Below are 18,703 nucleotides of genomic sequence, written 5' to 3'. Positions count from 1 at the left end.
TTTCATAAGTCAATCAGGGAGCACTCAACATGGAGTTTAGAAAGTTAGCGCGATACGCAGGGGTCGTGGGGGCCCTCGGCGCGGTTGCGCTTATGGCCGGACCGGCCATGGCACAAACGCCGCCCGCGCCGGTGCCGAATAAGGGCGACTCCGCCTTTATGTACATTGCCGCGGTCCTCGTTCTCCTCATGACCGTGCCGGGCCTCGCACTGTTCTACGGCGGTCTTGTCCGCACGAAAAACATGCTGTCGATGTTCATGCAGGTGTTCGCAACGCTTTGCCTCGTCGGCATCCTCTGGGTGCTCTACGGCTACTCGATGGCCTTCACCAACGGCGGCGCGCTAAACGACTTCGTCGGCGGCTTCTCGAAAGTCTTCCTGAAGGGCGTCGACTCGAACTCACTCGCCGCGACCTTCTCGAACGGCGTCTACATTCCTGAATACACCTACATAATCTTCCAGATGACATTCGCTTGCATCACGCCGGCCCTTATTCTGGGTGCTGTTGCCGAGCGTCTGAAATTCTCGGCGATGTTGGTGTTCATGACGCTCTGGGCCACGTTCATCTACTTCCCCATCGCGCACATGGTTTGGTACTGGGGTGGTCCCGATGCCTTCGCCAGCGCTGCTAAGGCTCTCGCCGCGGCAACGGGCGACGGCAAGGCTGCCGCTCAGGCCGCCTATGACGCTGTCATGGCCGACGCCGGCATCTCCTTCAAGTGGGGCGCTCTCGACTTTGCCGGCGGCACGGTCGTTCACATCAACGCCGGTATCGCTGGCCTTGTTGGCGCGCTCATCCTCGGACCGCGCATCGGTTACGGCAAAGAGGCAATGCCTCCGCACTCACTCGTCAACTGCATGATCGGCGCTGCTCTTCTTTGGGTCGGCTGGTTCGGGTTCAACGTCGGTTCGAACCTCGAAATCAACCAGTTCGCTGGCGTTCCCTTCATCAACACATTCATCGCGACCTGCGCTGCGGCCCTGTCGTGGATGATCGTTGAATGGATCGTCAAAGGTAAGCCGTCTGCTCTCGGCCTTGCGTCGGGTGTTGTCGCTGGTCTCGTCGCCATTACCCCGGCCTGCGGCTTTGCCGGTGTTATGGGTTCGATCGTGCTTGGCCTCGTCGTCAGCCCGATCTGCTTCTTCTTCTGCTCGGCGATCAAGAGCGCTCTCGGCTACGACGACAGCCTTGACGTTTTCGGTGTCCACTGCGTTGGCGGCATCGTCGGCGCGCTTGGCACCGGCCTGCTGGTCAACCCCGATTGGGGTGGCGCCGGCATCGCCGACTACACGTCGAAGCCGGGCGAACTGGTTGCGGGCACCTACGACATGGCAGCCCAGATGCTCGCCCAGGCGAAGGCCGTCGGCATGACGCTTCTCTGGAGCGGCATCGGTTCGGCAATTCTCTTCAAGTTGGTGGACATCGTCATCGGTCTCCGTCCGTCGGAAGAGAAAGAACGCGAAGGCCTCGACATCACCGACCACGGCGAAAGCGCCTACCACTACTAAGACGAATTTCTCCTGGCCTGCGATCGGCGGGCCAGGAGATCTCCTTTCATCTCCCGAGCACGCGTCTCCACCTAGACGTGCTCTACTTAAGCCCGACGCCTCGTGCTGTCGGGCTTTTTTTATCGCAATCCGATGACGATCACGCTCCGCCGCGGCAGCACAGCCAGAAGTCGCCGCAGATCGCGCGCACGTAGCGCGATGCAGCCTTCGGTCGGCTCGAAATTCCCGCGCGCGACGTGCATGAAAATGGCGCTGCCTCGATTGCGCACGCGCGGCACATCGTTATAACCGAGCACGACAACGACCTCGTACAGCCCGTCCGCGCGCCACAGATGTTCAGCGCTTGCGCGATAGGGCAGCCGCACCGGACGATTATAGTTGCGATCCTGCGGACTGTCGCACCAGCCGTCATTGCAGCGAATTCTGCGCAACCGGAAAGTCGACCTTGGCCGTGCAGCATCGGACCGATAAAGAACGCAGCGCACGGGTAACCGCCCTCGCGGCGTTGCACCATCTCCCTCGCGTTTGATGGCGGTGATGCCCGATTGGCCGAGCGCGCAAGCAAAACGCAATGCGCCAAACGCGACATGGCCGCGCTGCGCCGCCTGAGATAGAACCCTGACGTAGACCTGCGCCACGGGCGTCCGGGCCGGGTTCATCGACCACTTATTCAAGGAACCGCCATTCCGCTTGCCTGTTTGCCCCGAGACCCTATGTTGCCGACGCGCACGATGCTAGAGTTCCACGCCAAAAGAAGGCAAGAAACCGGAGCCCCCGTCCATGAGCACGGCCCGAAAGGTCCTCCTCGTCGACGACGATGAAGATTTGCGTACGTCGTTGAAAGATCAGCTCGTCCTCCATGATGAATTCGAAGTCTCCGAAGCAGGCACTGCTGCCAAGGGCATGGAAGCCGCAAAAACCGGCCGCTTCGACTTGGTGGTGTTCGATGTCGGCCTGCCCGATATGGACGGCCGCGAAGCGGTGAAGCTTCTGCGCAAATCGGGTTTCAAGACACCGATCGTCATGCTGACCGGCAATACGTCCGACGCCGATCAGATCCTTGGTCTCGATGCCGGGGCGAATGATTATGTTTTAAAGCCGTTCAAGTTTGCCGTTCTTCTTGCGCGCATCCGCGCGCAACTGCGGCAGCACGAGCAAAGCGAAGATGCTGTCTTCGCGATCGGCAACTACACCTTCAAGCCCGCATCGAAGCTGTTGGTCGACGAAGCCGGAAGCAAGATCCGTCTCACCGAGAAAGAGACATCGATTCTCAAGTATCTGTATCGCTCCGGCGACAAGGTCGTCTCTCGCGACGTTCTGCTGCACGAGGTCTGGGGCTACAACGCCGGTGTCACCACCCACACGCTCGAAACGCACATTTATCGTCTGCGGCAGAAAATCGAAAAAGACCCATCGAACGCCGAACTTCTCATCACGGAGAGCGGCGGCTACAAACTCGCGCCCTGAGTTGCCGGAACAATCGATTGCTGGGTCACAGCCGCTAGGCCAATCGCCAAGTTTTCACGTGAATCTTCTGACAGTGAAAGTTGTTCAACTGCGTCCACAGCAGCTTTCACGCGCGCGGGTTGGATAAGTTCCGCGACGGACATCGAGTCGGATAGTTAATCTGCGTTCGCTTCTGTTGTGATGAGATCGCAAGCGAATAAGTGCATTCGTGCGTATCGCATCAATGGAGTTCGCAACGATGGCAATCAATGCCCTCGTCCAACCTCTTCTTGCCCAGCCGCTTTTCCGCGGACTGTCGCCGTCCCAATTGACGGAAATCGTTCGTTGCGCTGAGCGCATCATCTATCGCTCGGGCGACGCGCTTATCGCCGAGCATCAGCCGAGCGATGCTTCCATCCTCGTCATTTCAGGAACGTGCCTGCGCATCGACGACAACGGCGATCCATCACAAAAAACGCGCGGCGAGGTTGTACCCGAGGGCTCCATAATCGCTGAGCTCGCGATGCTCATCGAGATCGAGCACGTTACGACGATCATCGCACAAGGGCCTGTCAAAGCACTGCGTCTTCCGCGCCAAAAAATTCTCGCACTGATGCAAGACGACCCATCACTCGCGCAACATTTCAGCGCGTGCATCACATCGCGACTAAAACTGTTGGCGAATGATTTGAAAGCTATTGATACCAGCGAAGATGACGCTACGATCCCCCCGCTGCTTCAACCGCAGAGCGCCGATCAGGCCGCCGCGGCTCAAGCTAGCTAATTAAGCGGAGCGCCAAACCACACACGACATGTGTTGTGGTCTTCTTCGGGAATTCAGGGGGCCAGAAACGAGGGCGCCCAGTTCCGGGGGGAGGAACTGGGCGCTATGCGCTTGTCGCGCTCGGCACCGGGAGGGAAGCCGGTACCAGAGGCGGCGTCTTCGGCTAGACGGGGGGCACTACCGAATACAGGGTGACGCCACCTGCATGCATGAGAGTTAAGCGCAAGCTGGAGAAATTCAATAGTGCCCGCGCGGGCACTTCACGAAAATGTGAAGACATACCCAAACTTATCCACAGGATGGGTATTGCATCGCGTCAAAAGCGCAACACACTGATTTGCAGGCGAATTCCCCTTATGGCATCGCGCTTTTTGGCCAAAGTGATTGAATTTTAAACAAATTTCCGTCTAGGTCGTCTGTTTTGACGAGCTGCGAAAGCTGGATTCGGGTGTCCTGACCCTGGGCGTCGGTGGTCACCCACTCTTTCAGTTCCATGGCCGGTTTGGTCGCCAGAAAGAGCTTAATGCGGCCCGGAGAATTGGGGTCTTTATCTTCCAGCGTGAGCACGATCAGGTCGGCGGACTGCTGGACTTCCAGAATTTTCGCATCCCGCAGCAGATTGACGTCCTTGCGCAGAAGCAGCCGGAACGGCGTCTGATCGAGCGAAACGCGATCCTCGTTATTGAGGTCGAGGTCTTGAATGGCGAGGTTCTGGCCGTCGGAAACGATGATCTGCCGCGACGGCAAGGCGTAGTCGAAACGGAAGCGGCCGGGACGCTTGACGAAGAACTTGCCCTTCATCTTTTTGCTGTCGGCATCCGTCTGAACGAACGTGCCTTTGAGATCCTGCAAAGATTCGAAATACGCGCTGACATCGTCGACGATCTTCGTCTGGCGCGCGTCGAGCGTAATACCTTGATCGGTGTTCGGTGCGACTTCGCTGGACCAACCATTGACCGCAGGCTTGCTCGCCGGCGGATTGACGATCGTATTCGTCGGACCGTCCGGATCTTGCGCCGTGGCAACGCCAGAAAACGCGACCGTAAACGCCGTCGCGACGGCTGCTCCACGCAGAAAATGCCTCATGATTTGTCCCATTCGTGGCCCCCCACAGCCCCGATGCCCCGAGTCGGGGCCCTGTACGCAGAGTATCGTTTCAACAAAGATTGCGTCCAGAACTAGGCGAGAGGCGTTACAGCCCTATTTTGGGTAGAACCAATCGAACATCCGAGGCAAGCAAGCGGAGTAGCGCGCCCCCGAGTTATCCTCAGTTGTTAGCCTCGGTTTCGCTGTTGTTCGTGCTGGCCTGAGACCGTCGAAATACACAATCAGGCGGCGTCGGCGCTACCGCCGCGCGACATCAGAATTTCGCGCTTGCCGACCGAGTTCGCCGCTGAGATCAATCCTTCACGCTCCATGCGTTCGATGAGATCGGCGGCGCGGTTGTAGCCGATCGACAGGCGACGCTGGATATAGCTCGTAGAAGCCTTTCCATCCCGAAGCACGATAGCGACGGCGCGATCATAGAGGTCGTCGTCGCTCGCCTCGCGAATCCCAGTCGCGACGTCCGACGGCGGCGGCGTCTCCGTAATACCGTCGACATATTTCGGCGCGCCCTCCTGCCGGAGCGCATCGGCGAACGCCACAACTTCTTCGTCCGACACGAACGCGCCGTGCACACGCACAAGCTGGCCGGCGCCTGTCGAATAGAGCATGTCACCCTGACCGAGCAATTGTTCGGCGCCCTGCTCATTCAGGATCGTGCGGCTGTCGATCTTCGACGTAACCTTGAACGAGATCCGGGTCGGGAAGTTCGCCTTGATCGTGCCGGTGATGATGTCGACCGACGGACGCTGCGTCGCCATGATCAGATGAATGCCGGCCGCACGCGCCATCTGCGCCAGACGTTGCACCGAAGCTTCGACCTCGCGGCCCGCAACGATCATCAGGTCCGCGAATTCATCGACGATGATCACGATACGCGGCAACGGCTCAAGATCCATCTGCTGCGTTTCAAAGCGTGCGGCGCCGGTCTTGTCGAAGCCGGTCTGCACCGTGCGCGACAGCATCTCGCCGCGCTTCTTGGCATTGCGCACGCGATTATTGAAGACGTCGATGTTGCGAACGGAAAGCGCGGCCATGCGCTTGTAGCGTTCTTCCATTTCGCGCACGGCCCAGTTGAGCGCGGAAACAGCCTTATGCGGGTCCGTAATCACGGGCGTCAAAAGATGCGGAATGTCGTTGTAGACCGACAGCTCCAGCATCTTGGGGTCGATCATCAGCATGCGGCAATCTTCTGGAGAATGCCGGTAGAGCAGCGACAGCACCATCGCGTTGATGCCGACTGACTTGCCGGAGCCCGTCGTACCGGCGACGAGGAGATGCGGCATGCGCGCCAGATCCGCGACGACCGGATCGCCGCCGATCGACTTGCCCAGACCAAGCGGTAATCCGCTCGCTTCCGATTTGAACGCGTCGGCTTCGAGAATTTCGCGCAACAGCACCGTTTCGCGCCGGGCATTCGGCAATTCGAGGCCGATGGCATTGCGCCCCGGAACGACAGCCGCACGCACGCTTGCAACGCTCATCGAGCGCGCGATGTCTTCCGCGAGCCCTATAACGCGCGAAGACTTTGTGCCGCGCGCAGGCTCCAATTCGTACAGCGTCACCACCGGACCTGGCCGGATATCCTTGACCTCGCCCTTGACGCCGAAATCGGCCAGCACGTCTTCGAGCAATCGCGCGTTGCCGCGCATGACCGTCTGCGACAGCTCGGGACGCGGCTTCTGCGCGCTCGGACGCTTGAGCATGTTGAGCGACGGCCGCTTCCAAATCGGATTGGCGCGCGTCCGCGCAATGCCCGACAACAGCGCATTGGTGACCGCGGGCTTTGAAGCCTGCGCCTTGGCTTGTGCCTTGGCCAAGACCTTCGGCAGCGGCGGAGGCGGCGGGATAGAAGGATCTAAAACCTCTTCGACCACAGATTCACCACGCGCCAATGCGGCAGTTGCCGAAGCCGGCGCAAAGCGTTGCGCGATCGCCCGACTCGAATCTTCCGTCGTATCGTCGAACGTCAATCCGCGATCTGCGAATTCGCGGGCATGGGTGAACTCATCATCGAGATAGTCATGGTCATCGTGGTCATCGAAGCCTTGGACGCCACGACGATCCTCACGATCGTGCAATTCCGTTAGCAACTCCGAAGGCCGCGCGACATCTGCCGGACGCTGCCTTGCGAGACGCTCCGGATTAAGATCGAGCGTCGGCGTCGCGTCGCCCGCAAAGGCATCGAGCGAGCGATAGGAGTGCGTATCCGTTACAGCTACAGCAGGAGCGCGCCGGAACCAACCTTTGCGCACGCGCTCCGCACCACCCGCCAGCGTCGAGCTGACAGCCGCCACATCGTCGAGCCGTTTCTTGCTCGACGCATAACGAAGGCCCGAACCGAGCGAGCGCAGGAATGACTTGGTGACAGTCTCGACTTCGAAGCCGATAGCCTTGCCGCAGGTATGCGCAGCCGCTGCCAGCAGCACGACACCGGCAGCAACCGGCGCACGCTCTTCGTTGAGCATCGCGAACAGCTTCAACGCTAATTGATAAACGCCATCGCCCACCAGACCGCCGTAGCCGTGACGCAGCGGCCAGCCGCCCAAAACCGGCAGCGCCGAGATCGCGCCGGTCAGAGCCACGATGGACAGCGGATAAAAACCAAGCTTGACGCGTCCGTCCTTCACACGCTCGGAACGGAGCATCTCGATGCCCCAGACGACCGGCGCGATCAGCGCCAGCACCGCACCGAAGCCGAGCATCTGGAACAGAAGATCTGAAACAATTGCGCCGACGCGGCCCGCATAGTTCTGCGCAGCCGCCGTCGTTGTATGCGTCAGGCTCGGATCAAGCGCTGACCACGAAACGAGACTCGTCCAGATGAGCAGCGTCAGGCCGAGCAGGATCAACCCGCCAAAACGGCCCAGCCAACTCAACAGACGGTCCTCGACTGACTGCGGCAACAGCCGCTGAGGATCGATTCCTCGCGTATCCAGCGACATCTCGGCGAACGTACTCTTTAACGCAGCACGGAAATCGTGCGTTCGAGCGCTTCCTGGATCGTCTTGGAGTCCTGCACCATCGCGACGCGAACGTAGTCTGCGCCGGGATTGGTTCCGTCTCGTCCTGTCTGAGCCAGAAAGCTACCGGGAATAACCTTGACGCCTGCGCGTTGCCATAAGGTTACCGCCGCTTGAGCGCCGCCGCCAAACTGACTCATATCGAGCCAGAGACAGAACCCGCCAGCCGGCCGCTGGTAGCCGTATCGGCCACCTAACACATTGTCAGCAATGAGAAATTTGTCACGATACGCCTTCCGCGAACGCTCGACGTGCGCTTCGTCGCGCCAGATCGCGGCGGATGCATGTTGCAGTGGCAAGGGCACTGTCGGCGCGCACATGTTGCGCACTTCGCTGTAGGCTTCGATGAATTCCGGGTCGCCCGCACAGAACCCGGACCTCAACCCCGGCAGGTTCGAACGCTTCGACAGCGAGTTGAAAACGACGAGATTGCGGAACCGCTCCGGCGTCGCCGCCGCGACCTCCAAACCGCCGAGCGGCGCGGTCTCTGTGTAGATTTCCGAATAGCACTCGTCGAGGAACAGCATGAAGTTGTGGGCGCGCGCCAGTTCCAGCGCCTTCAGGATGTAGCTGCGATCGGCGACCGTGCCCTGCGGGTTCGACGGCGAATTGATAAAGAGCGCAACCGTCCGCTTCAACAGCGCCTCATCGCGCGCAATTGCATCGAGATCCGGCAGGAAGCCCGTCGCCTTCGTGGCGTTGAGATAGACTGGCTCCGCGCCAACCGCGATCGCCCCCGCGACGTAGGCCGAATAATACGGGTTGCACATCAGGATCGCAGGCCGACCCTGCACGTCCTTCCGACCCACCGCCGGCAGGCACGCAAAGAATAGCCCTTCGCGCGAGCCGCTGAGCATCAACACATCGCGCTCGGGATCGACGCCGCCCGGCAGGACGTAACGTTTCGCCAGCCATTCCGAGATCGCCTTGCGCGCCTCCTCGGCGCCGCGGATCGGCGGATACTTGCCGTAGAGCGCCGTCGCCTCATCGAGCTTTGCCTGAATGAAATCCGGCATCGCCTCGCGCGGCTCCCCGATTGTCAACTCGATGGGTTTCTCATGCCCCGGCGCAATCCCCGCCAGCAGCTTGCGAAGCTGACTGAAGGGCGATGAAATTGCTCCGGATGTGAGGGACGAAAGCGGGTGGCTCATCTCAGGATTGAACATCGATCTTGCGCTTGCCCGCCGCTATCGCATGTCGGCCGCGATTGGGAAAGCCCAATACTTGTCGGTCAGTGTCGGACGCCCGCGAGACTCCGGCCGGCAGGTGCCCCAAAAATCCGGCGAAACTCGCGGGCGAAGTGAGGTTGATCGTAAAAACCCGACGCATGGGCGGCGGTCGTAAAATTGCTTCCCTTGACGACTTCGGATACCGCCACGCGCATTCTCGCCCATGCCGCATAACGACGATAAGAAACGCCGACCTCCTGTTTGAACAGGTGCTGAAATCGCGACGTCGAAAGCCCCGCAGCATGCGCGACCCAATCGACCCGCGGCACCGACCCGCCCATCACGACGCCTCCCGCGTTGTCAGCAACCGCTTCGAGTGCCCGGCGCACGCGCGCGTCGATGGTTCTTCGCGCCTTAGGCTTGGAAAATTCGAGAAGATCATTCATCGCTTCATCGGTCCAAGCCAAGCTGGAAGGATCTTCGTAAAGCGACCGAACCTGTAAAAGGTCCGTGCGCATTCCGATCAACACACCCCGTTCCTCGCGTGTCTCTCCGACGAGCGCTGCAAGACCTTCAGCGGACGCCTCGCTCGGCTCAATGTAGATCACCGCGATCGGTCGGCCTCCGGCATCGAATTCGTAAGCCGTCCCGGCGGGTATGACGGCCGCACGACACGCGAACCACGAACCGCCAGCAAGTCTCAAGCGAAAATCATCGTAGAGACCCGCGAGCATCACCGGCGCGCTGTGGCTGTGAAGTGCATTCTTATGCAGACAGCCGGCGAAAAGCATGCGGCCCGAACCGACGTGCCATAGCGGCTTCAGGGACCCGCCCTCGATGTCAGCAGATTCATACAATCGCATAGCTCCGTGCCTCGACTAACCTCGGCTTCAGATCAGATACTTGGCAAGGACATCGAAATGCGCAAAGCCCTCTCGCCCGATATCGAAGCTCTCGTCGTGGATCGCCGGAAACTTTTGACCACAGGCATCGGCGTCGCTCTCGCACCCGCTCTGTCCCTGGCGTTTGCATCAGACGCGACCGCATCACCCCCGGCACTTGGACCTTGGCAACCGAAATTCTACCGCTTCAAGCTCGGCGCTTTCGAGATTACCACGATCTCGGATTCAGAAGCTTTCATTGATGGTCCGTTCCCAATCGTCGGGCAAAATGCCCGCGAAGCCGATGTTCGGGCGCTGATGCGCGACAACCTTTTGCCGGAGCAGAAATACCAGCCGGGCTTCACGCCGACGATCATCAACACCGGTGATAAGCTGATCCTGCTCGACACCGGCAACGGATCGAACGGTTTCATTCCGCGCCCCAATGGCGGCTGGCTTGCGGCCCAGCTCGGCCCCGCAGGCTTCAAGCCCGAAGACATCGACATCGTCCTTTTAAGCCATGGTCATCCCGATCACGTCGGCGGCATGATCGAAAATGCAAAGCCGCTCTTTCCCAACGCACGCTACGTGATTGGCGCAATCGAGCATGACTTCTGGGCTCCGGAAGGAAAATTCACAGCCGATCTGGAAAAATGGGCGAGCATATTCCGAACCAACACGAAACCCGTCGCCGACAAGTTTACGTTCATAAAACCAGGAGACGACGTCGTGACGGGCGTCCGCGCCATCGAAGCTTACGGACACACGCCAGGGCACCTTGCCTTTATGATCGAGAGCCAGGGCAAATCGATTTTGTATTGGGGCGACTGCGCCCACCACCAGGTTGCATCGCTCGCGCACCCTGAATGGGATTGCCTCTTCGATTCCGACAAACAGCTTGGTGCTCGAACCCGCCGTCGCATCTATGACATAGCGGCGACCGACCGTATCCCGGTCATCGGCTACCACATGCCATTTCCGTCAATCGGATACGTCGAGCGCAATGGACCCGGCAGCTATCGTTGGCTGGCACACTCCTACCAGCTCAACCTCTAACCGTGATCGTCTGGTTCACTCCGGCAGATGCGTTACGGCTTCGATGTTGTGGCCGTCCGGATCGAAAACGAAACCGCCGTAGTAGTTGGCGTGATAGTGCGGCCGAAGTCCCGGCGGTCCGTTGTCTTTGCCGCCTGCAGCCAGCGCCGCCTCGTAGAAGGCTTTCACTTCGTCGCGGCCCTGCGCAGCAAACGCGACGTGAAGGCGACCCTTCAGCGCCGTACCCGTTCCGATCCAGAATTGCGGCCGCTCACGACCGAACCCGGCATACCCGTCATCGTCCTCTTCCGAGAACTTCATTTCCTTGAGCAGCTTGATGCCGAGCGGCGCCAGCGCCTTGGTATAGAACTCCAGCGACCGGCGGTAATTGGTAACGGGGAAGCCAATGTGATCGAGAATGTCCAGCACGGTCGCTCCTTCATTATGATGCGATCGAGCCGGCCGCCTACACGCGGCGCTCGACCATAAGTTTCTTGAGTTCCGCGATGGCTTTTGCCGGAGACAAACCTTTCGGGCAAGCCTTGGCGCAATTCATGATCGTGTGGCAGCGGTAGAGCCGGAAAGGATCTTCGAGATTGTCGAGACGCTCGCCCGTCGCTTCGTCACGACTGTCGATTACCCAGCGATAGGCTTGCAGCAGAATGGCAGGGCCGAGATAGCGATCCGAGTTCCACCAGTAGCTCGGGCACGACGCGGAGCAGCATGCGCACAGAATGCACTCGTAAAGCCCGTCCAGTTTCTCACGATCCTCGCGCGACTGCTTCCACTCCTTCGGCGGCGTCGGCGTATCGGTTTTGAGCCACGGCTCTATGGAGCGATGCTGCGCGTAGAAATTCGTGAGATCCGGCACGAGGTCTTTGACGACTTCCATGTGCGGCAGCGGATAAACCTTTACCGGCCCTTTGACGTCATCGATACCCTTCAGGCACGCGAGCGTATTAGTGCCGTCAATATTCATCGCGCACGAGCCGCAAATGCCTTCGCGGCACGAACGGCGGAACGTCAGCGTCGGATCGATCTCGTTCTTGATCTTGATCAGAGCGTCAAGAACCATCGGTCCGCACTGCTTCTGATCGATATGATAGGTGTCGACGCGCGGATTGCGTTCGTCATCCGGATTCCAGCGATAAATCCGGAATTCCTTCCAATCGCCCTCGCGGTCCGGCCTGTTCCAGATCTTGCCTTCAGAGATTGTCGAATTTTTCGGAAGAGTGAGCTGAACCATGAGAGTGCCGGTGTTCCCGCCAACGAAATCCTTATGAACCTGACAGAAGCTTGAACGTCGTCCCCTGTCAACGGCATGAGCCCGCGGCGGATGCGGTTCTTTGGCCTTAACCGGATTTCTGGTGTTTCTTCAGCTCCCGGACCAACCCGACAAGGCTTTCCGCGATCTGAGCCCCCGTTTCGACCGCGACGCGCAGCGGCACTCGCGACTGGATAATGTCGTTGAGCCGTTCCTGTTGCTCGCCAAAGCCGAAGAAGACCTCCTCCGGCGCCTCGACATCCCCATCTTCGATCGCGGTCATGACGTCGAACGCGTTCTGCGTGGCAAGCACCAGCATCGAGGCGATGTCATTCATCAGTTGCAGATAAAGCCGCTGAGCGTCCGCGCGAATGCGTTGTCCGTGAACCCCAAACTTCAGCGGCGCCGACGCCTGTCCGCCGCCACCTGCAAACACCCTCGGATGCTTCTGGAAACGTTTAAAGATCTCGACGAGGCCGAGACAACAGGTTTCAAGATCGCGAAGCGCGGCACCAGTCTTGCGCTTGGTGCGGGTGCGCATTGCGACCTTTTCCTGTCCCGACCAATTAATGGCTGCGATCGACGCGATTGCGCCAAGAGCCGCCAGCGACGGCAGCACCGCCGCGAACGGATCGGGCGGCATGCGAGTGTCGGTATCGTCGCTCTCGTCCTTACTGATCTTCGTCACAATCGCGCCCGCCCCTTGAATAGCGGCCGCACCATAAGCGACTTCCCAAAGCGGCGCTATTTCTACTCATCCGGAGCGCTTCCGGAAAAGCCGGGCACCGGTTTTCCCAATGAGAAGCGCGACTAAATAAAAGCTGGACCGGCTCAATAAACGCGGGCTTTAGGCTCGATGTATTTGACCTCGTTGGTCATGGTCTTCGTGTGCACCGGACGATCGTCGAGCTTGACCGATTGCGTCGCGTAATCAGCCCATGCCAGCGTGTGCTTCATCCAATTGACATCGTCACGCTTGGGGAAATCTTCGCGCGCGTGCGCGCCGCGGCTTTCCTGGCGGTTTTCTGCGCCTACGACCGTAACGGCTGCTTGCGCGATCAGGTTGTCGAATTCCAGCGTTTCGACGAGATCGGAATTCCACACCAGGGACCGGTCGGTAACGGAAATATCCGCCGCATCGCGCCAGACTTGCGTGATCTTCTCGACGCCTTCTTTCAGCACCGGGCCATCGCGGAAAACCGCGCAGTTCGACTGCATGATCTTCTGCATGCGCAGCCGCAGCGCCGCCGTCGGCGTCGAGCCCTTGGCGTTACGGAAATGATCGAGGCGGGCAAGCGCCGGTTCGTGCGCGTCCTTGGGCAGGTCCGACTGCATTGCGCCTTGCTCGATCGTCTCGGCACAGCGCAAACCGGCCGCACGACCGAACACGACGAGATCGATGAGCGAGTTCGAGCCCAGACGGTTGGCGCCGTGCACCGACACGCATGCCGCCTCGCCGATCGCCATCAGGCCCGGCACGACATGATCGGGATCGCCGTTCTTCTTGGTCAGAACTTCACCGTGATAGTTCGTCGGGATGCCGCCCATGTTGTAGTGAACCGTCGGCAACACCGGGATCGGCTGACGACGAAGATCGACGCCTGCGAACACCTTCGCGTTCTCCGTGATGCCGGGCAAACGCTCGGCCAAAATCTTCGGATCGAGATGGTCGAGATGCAAATAGATATGATCGGCATCCGGGCCGACGCCGCGGCCTTCGCGAATTTCGATCGTCATCGAGCGCGAGACGACGTCGCGCGAGGCGAGGTCTTTGGCATGCGGCGCATAGCGCTCCATGAAGCGCTCGCCCTTGGAATTTGTCAGATACCCGCCTTCGCCGCGCGCGCCTTCGGTAATCAACACGCCCGCGCCGTAAATACCGGTGGGATGGAACTGTACGAATTCCATGTCCTGCAGCGGCAAACCTGCGCGCAGAACCATGGCGTTGCCGTCGCCGGTGCAGGTATGCGCTGAGGTGCACGAGAAATACGTCCGCCCGTAACCACCTGTTGCCAGGATGGTCTTCTTCGCACGGAAGCGATGCAGCGTGCCGTCATCGAGATTGAGCGCGATGATGCCCCGGCATGCACCGTCCTGATCCATGATGAGATCGAGCGCGAAATATTCGATGAAGAATTCCGCCGCGTGGCGCAGCGACTGCCCGTAAAGCGTATGCAGCATCGCGTGGCCGGTGCGGTCGGCAGCGGCACACGTGCGCTGTGCCGGCGGACCCTCGCCGTAGTCGGTCGTCATGCCGCCAAATGGGCGCTGGTAGATCTTGCCGTCTTCGGTGCGCGAGAACGGCACGCCGTAATGCTCGAGCTCATAGACGGCAGCCGGCGCGTTCCGGCACAGATATTCGATCGCGTCCTGATCGCCGAGCCAGTCGGAACCTTTGACGGTGTCGTACATGTGCCAACGCCAGTCGTCGCGGCCCATGTTGCCGAGCGCCGCCGCCACACCGCCCTGCGCCGCAACCGTATGCGAGCGCGTCGGGAACACCTTCGTCACGCAAGCCGTTTTAAGACCTGCTTCCGCGCAGCCAAGCGTCGCACGCAATCCTGCGCCACCCGCACCGACGACAACGACATCATAGACATGATCGTGCAGCGGATAGGCTTTGCCGATCTGCGACGGCGCGGCACCCGCGCCGTTGGCCTTGCCATTCAATTGCGACATCAGGCTCAGGCTCCAAAACTCAGTTTCAAAATCGAGAACACGCACGCGAGTGCGATGGCAATGGCGAAGAAGGTGTTGAGCATCAAGGCCACGACCTTAAGCCCTTCTTCGTGGACGTAATCTTCGATGATGACTTGCATGCCGATCCGCATATGGACGGTGCCCGAAAGTACAAGACCGAGAAGCGGAATCGCAATCAATGGGTGCGCAAGCTTCTGTTTCGCCGTCGCGTAGTCCGCGCCAAGCAGCGAAACGATCAGCCAAACGAGAAAGATCCCGAGGAACAGGTTCGCAACCGCCGTCACGCGCTGTTTCCAGAAATGGTCGGCGCCTTCTTTGGCCGAGCCGAGATAACGTACTTTTTTCAGCGGTGTCCGCATCGTGGTCATCAGACGGCCCCCATAGCAACCGCGATCCAGACAATCGCCGTCAACGCCAGCGACGCGGCAAGCGACCCCCACGACAAGAGATCGACCGTCTCAAGGTCGTAGCCGTGGCCGCTGTCCCAGATGAAGTGGCGGATGCCGCCCATCATGTGATGCATCAGAACCCACGTATAGCCGAGCAACACCAGCTTACCGAACCACGTATCGCACCAGCTCAGAAAATAGTTGTAGGCGTCCGGTCCGCTCGCGGCTGCGATCAGCCACCAGGCGAGCAGCAGCGAACCGAAATAAAGCGCCGCCCCCGTGATGCGATGTACGATCGACATCACCATGTTGATAAGCGGCGAATAGATTTGCAGATGTGGTGAAAGCGGCCGCTTGGGGCGCACGCCGCGGCCGGATGTAACTGCCATCGGACGTCCTTCTTTTTTGTTTGATGCGCATATCTAGCGCCTCGACGCGGGCGCGGCAATTCGCCAAATGCCACATAGATTCTGTCGCGCCTCAGGTCAGCGCGCCAGCAATGGCCTGCCCGAGATGCCGGCCGCTTGTAAAGGCATGTTCGGCGAAGCTGCCGAGGCACCAGTCCCCCGCAACGCCGACCTGCGTTTCCGGACAGTAAAGATGCGTCTCGCCCAGCGCCCTGCCGACGATACCCTGGCGCCAGAGGAAGGCTGTCATCCGCGACGGTCTGACAGGGGGGAGATTTAAGAACTCCCCGACCTCGCTCCAAAGCTCTTCCGCCACATCTTCGGGGTCAGCCTGCTCCGCCGCCAGGCTCCACGCCGATGAGGCATGAATGACAAGGGCCTCGCCCCTGGGATCGCGCCCCGGCTTCGTGTTGTCGCGCGCGATCCACCGCACGACCTCTGAGACGTCGGTGAAAACGTCATGCTCCGAAGTTTTCTTTTGATCGAGGCGGACCATCAAGGACCAGCAGGGCAGCATGAACACGTTCTGCAGCGGCGACGCGAGACGGTCGATCCGTTCCGTCAGCGGCAACGCCGCTGCCGCGGGAACAGTGATGGCCACCGCTTCGAACGGCCCAGCCGATGCTTCGTCTGCGAACCAGAGGTGCCAGCCTTTCTCTCGCCGTTCGAGCGATTGCACCCGCCGGCCGACCGAGACACGCACGCCATCGGCCATCGGACGCGCGATCGACGACATGCCGGGTGTCCCGACGATCCACGGCTCCCGGACGGTTTTGCCGGGCCCTGGTTTCCACTGTCGCGGCGCCCAGGTATCCGCATAGCCGAGACCCGCAATCTCCGAGAGATAACGCCCGAATTCATCCGTTTGCGCCAAGAGATATTGCGCACCCGGATCGAACCGGTCGCTGCCGAGACAGATCGTTGCGAGGCGGCCGCCGACGTTGCGGTCTTCTTCAAAAACCTCAACGGAAATGCCCGCGCTCCGCAACGTCTGCGCACATGAAAGCCCCGCCAGACCCGCACCGATGATTGCAACTTGATTGATCACCGCATCTCGCTTCGAATGTCCGGCCGGTTAATTACGACGCATACATACGATCGAATCGCGGCCCTTTGGAGATTTACAATCTCAGGCCCGGCGTGCGCATCGGCAAAGCGGCATCACGTCGATTGATCAACGTGAATTTCGCGTCCCACCGACGCTATTGCTGTTTGATCACACCGCAAGCGATCCGCTTTTCCCCGCTACCATCCGGATCGGTCCGATAGTCATCGGCCTTGTCATAGATGACAAGCGATGATCCATCGGCATCGAAAAGCGTATCGTCAGCGCCGACGTTAAAGTGGAGATACGTTGTCATCATTTCGGCGCGCGCCATACCGTCGGGTCCGGCGACGATGTTGGGAAGATCGCCCGCCATCGGACCCTCATCGTTCATGAAGCCGTGCTGAGCGCCGAGCGGATTGTAGGTCGGCCCTGCGGACGAAAAATCGCCATCGCATTTGCCGGCCTCGTGCACGCCAAAAGCGTGAGCGCCCGGTGGCAAGCCTTTGAGATCGAATGCGAGAAGCACGCCGGAGGACATGTCGGTCAGCGTCACCGTGCCGGCACTCGAACCGTCTGAGAGTTTGATCTCGGCAACGGCCTTTTCGCCGGCCGCGTCTGCCGGTCCGGCCACGGCCAGAACGAGCACGCCCAGCGCCACCCGACCGATCGTGATGCTCGCCTTGAGGTTCGCTCTGAGGTTCATGCGACGTGTTCCCCCGCTTCCTGCCCGGAAGTCGCTAGCGCCAAGGCACAGGCGTCAGCCAGCTCCGCTGCCGCTGAATGCCCTTAGCGGGGAAGCACAAGCCACGTATCGAGATCGAGAACAACCCCTTCGGCGTACTCGCCCGTCGGAGTCTTGAGCGGCAGTGACGCGCAATCCTGATTTTTGACGCCGACGAGACGAACCCGAAGCGCGCCGACGTCCTTCCGTTCGGGAATCTCGGCTTTCTCCAGGATTTCCGACCACGCGTAGATCGTATCGCCGGCGAACGTCGGCGCCACGTGCCGGCCGCCATTGATGGCCGCCAAGTGGAAGGCATTGCCGAGCCCGTTGTAGGACAGCGCCCGCACCAGTGAAATGACAACGCCGCCATAGACGATCCGCTTGCCGAACCGGCCTTTGGATTCGGTGTGCTGATTGAAATGGACCTTCGCCGTATTCTGATAAAGCCGCGTCGCGATCTGATGCTCGGCTTCTTCCAGCGTCATGCCGTCGACATGATCGATCTTCTCGCCCGGCTCATAATCACCCCAGCGATGCGGCGAACCCGACAGCGCGAAATCATATTTGCTGACGTCGAGCGCCGGGACCGCCGACGCAAGAACTTCCGGATCGACACGCTCGGGAAGCTTCGGCACCACCGCTTCCGGCGCCGGCGACCCCTTGGAGCGCTTGCGCACCATCACCCAGCGGCAATATTCGAGGACGACTTCGCCATCCTGGTTGCGCCCCGTCGAACGCACGTAAACGGTGCCCGTCTCGCCGTTCGAATTTTCCTTCAGACCAATCACTTCCGACGTCGCCGACAGCGTATCGCCCGGATAGACAGGCTTCAGGAACCGGCAATCGGCATAGCCGAGATTGGCGATGGCGTTGAGAGAGATATCCGGCGTCGTCTTGCCGAACACGACATGAAACGTGAGCATATCGTCGAGCGGCGCTTTCGGATAGCCGATGGCCTTGGCGAACGTATCAGCCGACTGCACTGCAAAGCGCGAGCCGTAAAGCGAGGTGTAAAGCGCCACGTCGCCGTCGGTGACGGTGCGGGGTGTGGCGTGCGGGATGACTTGGCCGTAAGTGAAATCTTCGAAGAAGTTTCCTGCGTTCGTCTTGGTTCCGGCCATCATCCCCGCCTTATGATTCGGGAAGCCCTTACGCACGGGCTTCGGGTTTTGGTTCTTTTCAGGATGTCGGGATCAGACCGCAACCCTTTTTTGAAAGGTC

The 18,703-nt window shown here is 60.1% G+C and carries 18 protein-coding genes; 4 read left to right on the top strand and 14 right to left on the bottom strand.

Going from position 1 to position 18,703, the window contains the following annotated elements; all coding sequences use genetic code 11:
- Positions 1 to 29: 29 nt before the first annotated feature.
- Positions 30 to 1,508 carry an ammonium transporter gene (locus RLW41_RS09225; protein ID WP_414464301.1) on the top strand — a complete coding sequence of 493 codons (1,479 nt, stop codon included), beginning with the start codon at positions 30 to 32 and terminating at the stop codon, positions 1,506 to 1,508.
- Between the two features lie 119 nt (positions 1,509 to 1,627).
- Here RLW41_RS09225 and RLW41_RS09220 read toward each other — a convergent pair whose 3' ends face one another.
- Positions 1,628 to 2,167, bottom strand: coding sequence for a L,D-transpeptidase (locus tag RLW41_RS09220; RefSeq protein ID WP_409561549.1), 540 nt, complete (start codon positions 2,165 to 2,167; stop codon positions 1,628 to 1,630).
- 121 nt (positions 2,168 to 2,288) lie between these two features.
- On the opposite strand from RLW41_RS09220, the gene RLW41_RS09215 reads away from it, so the two are divergent.
- On the top strand, positions 2,289 to 2,975 hold the full coding sequence (locus RLW41_RS09215; protein WP_013950209.1) for a response regulator transcription factor: 687 nt from the start codon (positions 2,289 to 2,291) through the stop codon (positions 2,973 to 2,975).
- A gap of 238 nt (positions 2,976 to 3,213) precedes the next feature.
- Positions 3,214 to 3,738, top strand: coding sequence for a cyclic nucleotide-binding domain-containing protein (locus RLW41_RS09210; protein ID WP_414464300.1), 525 nt, complete (start codon positions 3,214 to 3,216; stop codon positions 3,736 to 3,738).
- 354 nt (positions 3,739 to 4,092) lie between these two features.
- Here RLW41_RS09210 and RLW41_RS09205 read toward each other — a convergent pair whose 3' ends face one another.
- The 4 genes from RLW41_RS09205 to RLW41_RS09190 form a co-directional block, all read right to left on the bottom strand.
- Positions 4,093 to 4,824 carry a LolA family protein gene (locus RLW41_RS09205; RefSeq protein ID WP_414464299.1) on the bottom strand — a complete coding sequence of 244 codons (732 nt, stop codon included), beginning with the start codon at positions 4,822 to 4,824 and terminating at the stop codon, positions 4,093 to 4,095.
- 242 nt (positions 4,825 to 5,066) lie between these two features.
- Positions 5,067 to 7,787: a DNA translocase FtsK gene (locus RLW41_RS09200; RefSeq protein WP_414464298.1), complete on the bottom strand. Its 2,721-nt coding sequence runs from the start codon at positions 7,785 to 7,787 to the stop codon at positions 5,067 to 5,069.
- Between the two features lie 17 nt (positions 7,788 to 7,804).
- Complete coding sequence (locus tag RLW41_RS09195) at positions 7,805 to 9,031, bottom strand: aminotransferase class I/II-fold pyridoxal phosphate-dependent enzyme (protein ID WP_414464297.1); 1,227 nt, start codon at positions 9,029 to 9,031, stop codon at positions 7,805 to 7,807.
- A 65-nt stretch (positions 9,032 to 9,096) separates the two neighbouring features.
- Positions 9,097 to 9,897, bottom strand: a complete 801-nt coding sequence (locus RLW41_RS09190) for a helix-turn-helix transcriptional regulator (protein WP_414464296.1) — start codon at positions 9,895 to 9,897, stop codon at positions 9,097 to 9,099.
- A 57-nt stretch (positions 9,898 to 9,954) separates the two neighbouring features.
- On the opposite strand from RLW41_RS09190, the gene RLW41_RS09185 reads away from it, so the two are divergent.
- Positions 9,955 to 10,971, top strand: coding sequence for an MBL fold metallo-hydrolase (locus tag RLW41_RS09185; protein ID WP_414464295.1), 1,017 nt, complete (start codon positions 9,955 to 9,957; stop codon positions 10,969 to 10,971).
- Between the two features lie 15 nt (positions 10,972 to 10,986).
- Here the strand turns inward: RLW41_RS09185 and RLW41_RS09180 are convergent, their stop codons facing one another.
- The 9 genes from RLW41_RS09180 to RLW41_RS09140 all read right to left on the bottom strand — a co-directional run bounded on the left by RLW41_RS09180 (position 10,987) and on the right by RLW41_RS09140 (position 18,603).
- Entirely contained in the window at positions 10,987 to 11,379 is a 393-nt protein-coding gene (locus RLW41_RS09180; RefSeq protein WP_414464294.1) for a VOC family protein, read from the bottom strand.
- A gap of 37 nt (positions 11,380 to 11,416) precedes the next feature.
- Positions 11,417 to 12,196, bottom strand: coding sequence for a succinate dehydrogenase iron-sulfur subunit (locus RLW41_RS09175; protein WP_414464293.1), 780 nt, complete (start codon positions 12,194 to 12,196; stop codon positions 11,417 to 11,419).
- A 106-nt stretch (positions 12,197 to 12,302) separates the two neighbouring features.
- Entirely contained in the window at positions 12,303 to 12,902 is a 600-nt protein-coding gene (locus tag RLW41_RS09170; RefSeq protein ID WP_414464292.1) for a hypothetical protein, read from the bottom strand.
- A 143-nt stretch (positions 12,903 to 13,045) separates the two neighbouring features.
- Positions 13,046 to 14,893 (bottom strand): succinate dehydrogenase flavoprotein subunit, encoded by a 1,848-nt coding sequence (sdhA, locus tag RLW41_RS09165; protein WP_414464291.1) that lies wholly within the window; start codon positions 14,891 to 14,893, stop codon positions 13,046 to 13,048.
- Between the two features lie 5 nt (positions 14,894 to 14,898).
- Entirely contained in the window at positions 14,899 to 15,282 is a 384-nt protein-coding gene (sdhD, locus tag RLW41_RS09160; protein WP_409561538.1) for a succinate dehydrogenase, hydrophobic membrane anchor protein, read from the bottom strand.
- The gene (sdhC, locus tag RLW41_RS09155; protein ID WP_013950197.1) at positions 15,282 to 15,692 is read right to left on the bottom strand and encodes a succinate dehydrogenase, cytochrome b556 subunit; all 411 of its coding nucleotides are present in this window, start codon (positions 15,690 to 15,692) and stop codon (positions 15,282 to 15,284) included. The genes sdhD and sdhC overlap by 1 nt, the downstream gene beginning before the upstream one ends.
- A gap of 91 nt (positions 15,693 to 15,783) precedes the next feature.
- Positions 15,784 to 16,758 (bottom strand): NAD(P)/FAD-dependent oxidoreductase, encoded by a 975-nt coding sequence (locus RLW41_RS09150; protein WP_414464290.1) that lies wholly within the window; start codon positions 16,756 to 16,758, stop codon positions 15,784 to 15,786.
- A gap of 154 nt (positions 16,759 to 16,912) precedes the next feature.
- Positions 16,913 to 17,461, bottom strand: a complete 549-nt coding sequence (locus RLW41_RS09145) for a superoxide dismutase family protein (protein WP_414464289.1) — start codon at positions 17,459 to 17,461, stop codon at positions 16,913 to 16,915.
- Between the two features lie 83 nt (positions 17,462 to 17,544).
- Positions 17,545 to 18,603 (bottom strand): MaoC family dehydratase, encoded by a 1,059-nt coding sequence (locus RLW41_RS09140; protein WP_409561535.1) that lies wholly within the window; start codon positions 18,601 to 18,603, stop codon positions 17,545 to 17,547.
- Between the last annotated feature and the right edge of the window lie 100 nt (positions 18,604 to 18,703).

Origin of the sequence: Hyphomicrobium sp. DY-1, from assembly GCF_047497105.1 — a bacterium.
GTDB lineage: Bacteria > Pseudomonadota > Alphaproteobacteria > Rhizobiales > Hyphomicrobiaceae > Hyphomicrobium_B.
Note: the sequence above shows the minus strand (reverse complement) of the source record. Positions and strands in the feature narration are given on the sequence as shown.